Source organism: Streptococcus plurextorum DSM 22810 (genome assembly GCF_000423745.1).
GTDB lineage: Bacteria > Bacillota > Bacilli > Lactobacillales > Streptococcaceae > Streptococcus > Streptococcus plurextorum.
Genome location: NZ_AUIO01000029.1, coordinates 1 through 3402, shown reverse-complemented (window position 1 = coordinate 3402; position 3402 = coordinate 1). Strand labels below are relative to the sequence as shown.

Annotated in this window: 3 protein-coding genes and 2 pseudogenes; 2 read left to right on the top strand and 3 right to left on the bottom strand. The window is 33.5% G+C overall.

Translation table 11 applies throughout. The annotated features are described in order from the left end of the window. Window positions 1–94 (top strand): annotated as a pseudogene (locus G575_RS12030) (amino acid ABC transporter ATP-binding protein); the annotation flags it as partial. A 66-nt stretch (window positions 95–160) separates the two neighbouring features. Here the strand turns inward: G575_RS12030 and G575_RS0110470 are convergent. The 3 genes from G575_RS0110470 to G575_RS11555 all read right to left on the bottom strand — a co-directional run bounded on the left by G575_RS0110470 (window position 161) and on the right by G575_RS11555 (window position 3058). Beyond that, a complete protein-coding gene (locus tag G575_RS0110470) occupies window positions 161–784 on the bottom strand; it encodes an ATP-binding cassette domain-containing protein (protein ID WP_027972669.1) in 624 nt (207 codons plus the stop codon). 9 nt (window positions 785–793) lie between these two features. Further along, entirely contained in the window at window positions 794–2704 is a 1911-nt protein-coding gene (locus G575_RS0110465) for a hypothetical protein (RefSeq protein WP_027972668.1), read from the bottom strand. 81 nt (window positions 2705–2785) lie between these two features. Beyond that, window positions 2786–3058, bottom strand: coding sequence for a hypothetical protein (locus G575_RS11555; protein WP_051177067.1), 273 nt, complete (start codon window positions 3056–3058; stop codon window positions 2786–2788). A gap of 248 nt (window positions 3059–3306) precedes the next feature. On the opposite strand from G575_RS11555, the pseudogene G575_RS12025 reads away from it, so the two are divergent. Then, window positions 3307–3402: pseudogene (locus tag G575_RS12025) on the top strand (amino acid ABC transporter ATP-binding protein); the annotation flags it as partial.

Here is a 3402-nt window from a genome sequence, read left to right as displayed (position 1 = left end):
AGGCCTCATCGCCGAGCAAGGCACTCCCGAACAAATCTTTGAAACCCCTCAAGAAGAACGCACCAAAGAATTTTTGAAACGTTTTTTGAAATAGCGTAATCAAAAAGCTTAAAACTACTACAGGTAAGTTTTAAGCTTTTTTTGATATCTTCTCAGTGCATTATGCCAATGAACACCTTAAATCATCTAAATCAATCACTGTTTTAAAATGATTTAAAATCGATTGATCATGTGTCACAACAATAACAGTCACACCTTCTTTATTCAGTTGTTTTAAACGCTCTATTACAACAGAACCATTGATACTGTCTAGAGAAGCAGTTGGTTCATCTGCTAGTACTAGTCTTGGTTTTTTTAGTAATAACCGAACCAGCGCAATCCTTTGTTGTTCTCCACCACTCAAGTGGTACACTTTTTTATTCAACATTTCTTTTTTTAAACCAAATTCCTTTAGTAACTTCTCAATTTTCTCCCTATCCTTACTAACTAACTTCAAATTTTCAAAAACGGTCTCGTTATCCATTAAAGCATAATTTTGAAACAAAAATCCAGCGATTTCTTTTAAAAATCTGCGTCTATTCTTATAAGTATAATTTTCTCCAAATATCGTTATGTGACCCGAATCTATTTTTTCAAGCTGACCAATACAATTTAGAAGAGTCGTCTTCCCACTGCCACTCATTCCAGTAATAGCTACCATATCACCTTGATTAATTTTGAGACAAAGATTATCAAAAATGACTTTCTCACCAATTCTTTTTGTTACTTTATCCAATACGATCATTTTTTCCCTTTACTCCCCTTGTTTTAATATTTGCAATCGACTTCTTGTTTCAAAGCTTAATAAAGCAATATTGATAAGTATTACCTCTAACACCAACACTAGCAACATAAGGTACCAATTCAGTTGCAAAAAATGACTTGATATTGATAACGCGAGTATGCTTAACAATCCCATTTGAACGAGAAAAACCCCTTGTCTTTCCCACCAAGATTTTCCATATATATATTCAATCACCAATCTTTTCTTTTTCTGCTCAATATAGCTCATTAAAATGGCATAATACATCACTACATATACTAATAGTATCGAAACAAGACTGATAATTTGTAACTGCAACTCACGCTCTATATTCTTTATTTTTTCTAAACCAAGGCTCTGAATAGAAGTAATACCTGCGAATTCAGCACTCAAGTTATTTTGATTTATATACTGTGACACTAAATTCGGTCTCTTAAACAAGTAATGTCCTTGCGATACTTCACCAACTAAATTATCAATTTGGCTCCCCAATTGTTCAATGTCAAGAACTAAGATTACTGGGCTCTTAATGCGACTTTTTTCAATATCATCAACATTAAAAGAAAACAAGTTTTGCCCAGCCATGACATAATCTTTAGATAAGTCGCCTTCAAAAATAGGAATATCTCGACCTGTAATGTCCTGATTCATAGCTATTATTTCACGTGCTTCTTGTTCAATCGTGTCAGATTGCAACTTTAAATCTTCAGGAATAAATAATTTAAACCCTTTAATACCATCCGCTTTAATCTCAGTACCATCCCTATATTTAACAGAAATATAAGAAAAATAATTTTTAGTAACCACTAGGATGTCCTTCCCCTGCAAAGAATACAGTTGCTGTGGCGACACTAATAAATCTTCTGTTGGGGAGGCACTTTTTATCATGTCTAAAATAATGTGATTTGATTTACTCCTTCTCTTTAGACTTTCATCTTTTGAAAGTTCTATTGTTGGCAACAATGTTGTACTGTTACTAAAATGCAGAACTGAGTATTCTCCAACACTTTTCCACTCCCTCAGTCCGTGCTTTAAGTTCTCTAAACGACTAATAGAATTGATACTTCCGACAGTAAAAAATAGAAAAACACCCATCAATATTGGCTTGAGTAGGATATTAATCACTATAATACGATTATAAGGTTTCTTGGATTTGATTTTTTCTGTAAGTGTTGTCCATCGACCCATCACACATATGCAAACTATGCGCCAAGTAATTAACAATAGGTAAATAGATATTACACTAAAAATATAGTGCAGAAAAGCTGGGGAATAAATCAGAGTAAAGAATGCGACAGTAACTGTTACTAGTAGAACTTCTTTTAAAATATCTGAAAAAAACCTGTGATATTTATTCAATCCATGTAATTCCCTAACCCCCATTTCCTTTGAAACTGACAAAATTTTTAATATTTCGAGAATAAATAGTCCAGCTAACAATATGAGCGTAGTGGCCCCAATAGCAGATAGGATAACAGATATATATAACTTATGAATCAAATTATCTTCAACAATTACAGTCAATCCTAGTTGATTCATGAAGTTGTCAAGCCCTTCAGGGCGGTCAGCATTAAAATAATAAACTCCTAAAGGGGAATAGTTTTCCAAACTATTCGTGCTAGTTTTTGATCCTACTCCTAGTGGATAAACATTCTTGATTAGCTCTCCCTTATCATCGGTTGAAAACACTACTTTATATAGTGTCGTTTTGTGATTCTGGGCATATTCATCAATCTGATCATATATAGCTTCAGCAGATTGGTTTTTATCCCAGTTTTCAACAACCAGTGAACTTCTAGCATTTGGGATAGATAGTTCATCATAATCTTTAACAATACGACTCAAATTGTAACAAGCTAAAATGAAAAAAATAACAAAAACAATATGATAAACCCTTTTCATGTGCCTCCTTTATCTAATAAAAATAGCCGTTCTTATGCGAGAGAACGGCTATTATTGCCATGGCTACCTCTCAGCTATTGTTTACCAATAGCCCCAGTAAGATACATTACCAGAAATAGCTCTTTGTACAGTTGCTGAAGCAAGGCCTTGCGGTCTCGTATACGAGGTCTTTGTCGATTTCCCTTTAGCTGTCACATAGACTCTAGAACTTCTTGGAGAATACATCCCCCAAGTTTCACCCCAACCTGGTACGCCTGTTACGCCACCAAAGAAAGTATCATATGTCAATGCAGAAACATTAACAAAAGTTAACACCGTAAGTAGTGCAAGCAACAATAGACTAACCTTTTTCATTTTATCTCCTTATAATCTAATTATCGCGATAAATAAAATTAAGTTAACTTAATTTTATTTTAACAAAAAAATGTATTGATGTCAAGGGAATCTTCGTTTTTCCTGTCGATTTTCTAGTTTTTAGATTTTAAAATGATGTAATTTGTGTTTTTTAAGAACCTTTTTATATTTTTTAAAAAAACATTCATAATTTTGTTGTTTGAGATGAGGCAGATTTTTATCTCTTACACGCTTCCTATATCTGTTCTATAGGCGAAGTTCTCAAAACCATGAAAGCATTAGCCGAATCTGGATTAACCATGCTGATTGTCACCCATGAGATGGAATTTGCTAAGGAAGTATCA

Bases quoted from the DNA above. Each gene is read 5' to 3' on its own strand.
- G575_RS0110470 (WP_027972669.1), bottom strand. From the start codon at position 784: ATGATCGTATTGGATAAAGTAACAAAAAGAATTGGTGAGAAAGTCATT.
- G575_RS0110465 (WP_027972668.1), bottom strand. From the start codon at position 2,704: ATGAAAAGGGTTTATCATATTGTTTTTGTTATTTTTTTCATTTTAGCT.
- G575_RS11555 (WP_051177067.1), bottom strand. From the start codon at position 3,058: ATGAAAAAGGTTAGTCTATTGTTGCTTGCACTACTTACGGTGTTAACT.